The organism is Roseobacter sp., assembly GCF_024639605.1.
In the GTDB taxonomy this organism is placed as follows: domain Bacteria; phylum Pseudomonadota; class Alphaproteobacteria; order Rhodobacterales; family Rhodobacteraceae; genus Roseobacter.
The window spans coordinates 1-2,988 of record NZ_JAHEHZ010000252.1 but is presented as its reverse complement, the minus strand read 5'-3'; the positions used below and the strand labels follow the sequence as shown (position 1 = coordinate 2,988).

Sequence of the window (2,988 nt, the reverse complement as noted above, 5' to 3'; positions counted from 1 at the left end):
TTCTGGCGTTGATTGTATTCGCCCTCTCCGCACCGGTGGCGGCTGAAACGGTGAAAAACGGCGGTGATACGTTCTTTGCAGGTAAGGTGCTGAGCGAAACGATTTCCACAGGCGGTGATGCTTTTATGTCCGCGCGGTCGGTCTCGGCGCGCGGTGCAGCGCAGGGGGATCTGCATGTTCAGGGGTTCGATGTCTCCGTGAACGCCGATGTGGCTGAAGATCTCTATGCTATCGGCGCCACCGTTGTCGTAAGAGGGACCGTCGCCAGCGATCTCACCGCTGCCGGGTTTTCAGTACGCACAGAGCGGGGGGCGGCGACAGCCGGCAACGCCCGTCTTGCAGGCAACAGCGTCACAATCGAAGGCCCCGTCGCCGGGGCGCTCACCGTCGCCGGCCGCGATGTTATCCTTAATGCCGCTGTCGACGGTGACATGCAGGTGCTGGCCGGATCGCTCTCATTTGGCCCTGATGCCGTCGTCGGCGGTACTCTGACATACCGTTCCGGCGATAAAATATCCGTTCCTGAACGCGTGGCTCCCGCTGGGCGGGTGGTATTCGAGCGCTTCACAGCCGGCGAGGGCTGGGACGATCTGAAAGACATCCACGAGGACATGCCTGTGATGCCGACCTTTGCGTCGGTTCTTATGACCTTTATAATCTCACTGTTGTTTTTCATTGTTCTGGGCGCGCTGATGCTGGGCTTTATGCCGCGCCGGCTGGAAAACCTGCGCCAGCACGTGGCATCGGCACCCGGTCAGGCCATGCTGCTGGGTGTTCTGGGGTTGTCTGTACTCTTCGGGATGGTGCCGATTACGGCTTTGACGATCATCGGCCTGCCTTTTGTGCCGGTCGCAGTGCTGTGCATCGTACTGGCATGGACGCTGGGATATGCTCTGGGAGCCTACAGCGTAGCCATGCATCTGTGGCGCGCTCTTGGTGGCCAGGATACGCCCGGAAACGCGCTCAGGCTCGCGATCTTTGCGGTGGCCATCTGTGTGATTGCACTGCTGAATTTCATCCCCTTCGTCGGCTGGATCGCTAATTATACGCTCGTGTTGCTGGGCATCGGTGCCATGACAAAGGCGCTCTTTCTGTTTCTGCTTGGCAATCCCGGCCAGGCGCTCGACGTTGATATGAAGCCGGTTGAAGACTGAAACGCCCGATGGCGGCGACAGATCATTGCGGGCCGCCGCCCGGGGTTGCCGGCTTCTCCGGTATGTTTCACGCCGTTGCCCGATGAGATAACTCAGCCCTCAGCGGTTACCCAGAGAGAGCCTCAGCAACGCGTCCGGACGCAGAACCACGACTCTGTAGATGTCTTCAATGTCAATGATCCCGCTCTTGCGCATCTGGGTGAGCGTCCGGCTCACCGTTTCAGTGGTGAGGCCGAGAAAATCCGCGATATCAGACCGGCTCATTGGCAGCATAATCTGCCTTTTGCCATCTGTTTCCTCCCCCACACGTTCAAAGAGCACGTGCAGGAAAGACGCGAGTTTTTCGGCGGCTGACTTGCGCCCCAGCATCATGAAATGATCCTGCATCGCACTGATTTCACCCAGTGCCGCCTGAAGGAGTTGCCGGTGCAGTTCCGGGTTGCCGACGCAGCTTTCAAGTGCTGAGCGGCGGAAAACGCGCAGGCGGGCATCCACAAGCACATCGCAGTCCGTGTGATGCAGGCCACCCGAGGGAAACCCGACGATATCGCCCGGGTATCCGAAAGCGATGACCTGGCGACGGCCGTCCTCAAGCAGCCGCGTCAGGCGCAGAACGCCAGACACCACCTGATAGAGCCATTCGACCTCATCCCCTTCGAAAAAGAGGTAAGACCCGGCATTCCGTGTTGCTTCCGGTGTTCCGGGTCTGCGCACAGGCATCCCGACAGGCGGCAGTGTTTCAAAGTGTTCGGTCGGTATTGTGACATACATCTGAGCGATCCCCCGTATCATCTCACATGACCCTGGATGCCGAATGTAATCCGGCGTATTGTGGCCGGGCAGATTTTTGTATCAAATTGTATCGCCCGGTTCCGGCGGCTGAAACCGGGCGGTTTTATCGTCTCAGATTTCTGGGGCATACACATTCCGCCGCCCGGGTGCCGCTTGTGACACATCAGACAATCCTCGTGGTCGATGACGACCCTAAAATCCGTACCCTTCTGCGCAATCTTCTGGAGGATGACGGATTTGCGGTGCTGGAAGCCGAAAACGCTGATGAGGTGCGCCGGATCATTGATACAGAGACCATCAACCTGATGACGCTCGATGTTCATCTGGGCGCGGACAATGGCATAGAACTGGCGCGCGAAATCCGGCAGACCGCCCAGATGCCCATCATCATGGTCAGTGGACGGGATGATGTGATTGACCGCGTGGTCGGCCTGGAGGTCGGCGCTGATGACTATATTACCAAGCCGTTTCATGTCCGCGAAGTTATAGCGCGCATCAGGAGCGTTCTGCGCCGTTCGGCAGCCACGGCCGCAGCCACATCGCCCGACCCGTCACGGGACCCGGGGGATGATGCTGCTGCGACCGGAACATATTTCACGTTTGACGGGATGGTTGCGAACATAGACCGGTTCGAACTGACAGACCGCAAAGGCGAGGACTGCGACCTGACCAGCGGAGATTTCCGGCTGCTGAGTGTGTTCCTGGAACGGCCGGGGCGGGTGTTGTCGCGCGATCAGCTGATGGATCTGACCGGGGGGCTTGAATGGAGCCCGCTGGACCGAACCATAGACAATCAGGTGGCCCGGCTGCGCAAAAAGATCGAACGCGATCCGTCAAAGCCCAGACTGATCAGGACGGTCCGCGGGATCGGTTACAGCTTTGCCTGTGATGTCGGAACGCTTTAGCCGCCGGACAGCGGATTCAGCAGCACCTGAAGCCTGCGTGCAAGCTCCTCCTGCCGGTAGGGTTTGTGCAGAATATCAAATACCTTGCCCTGAGCCATCCGGCTGGTCACCACGTCGCTGGCATACCCGGAGGTCAG

The 2,988-nt window shown here is 59.1% G+C and carries 3 protein-coding genes; 2 read left to right on the top strand and 1 reads right to left on the bottom strand.

Translation table 11 applies throughout. The features are described from left to right. Positions 1-1,154, top strand: a 1,154-nt coding sequence (locus tag Q0M35_RS18405) for a hypothetical protein (protein WP_295317701.1), incomplete at its 5' end; no start/stop codon positions are given. 99 nt (positions 1,155-1,253) lie between these two features. Here Q0M35_RS18405 and Q0M35_RS18400 read toward each other — a convergent pair. Then, on the bottom strand, positions 1,254-1,925 hold the full coding sequence (locus tag Q0M35_RS18400; protein ID WP_295317700.1) for a helix-turn-helix domain-containing protein: 672 nt from the start codon (positions 1,923-1,925) through the stop codon (positions 1,254-1,256). A 176-nt stretch (positions 1,926-2,101) separates the two neighbouring features. Between Q0M35_RS18400 and Q0M35_RS18395 the strand changes: the two genes are divergently transcribed. Next, complete coding sequence (locus Q0M35_RS18395; protein WP_295317699.1) at positions 2,102-2,851, top strand: response regulator; 750 nt, start codon at positions 2,102-2,104, stop codon at positions 2,849-2,851. Positions 2,852-2,988: the final 137 nt, after the last annotated feature.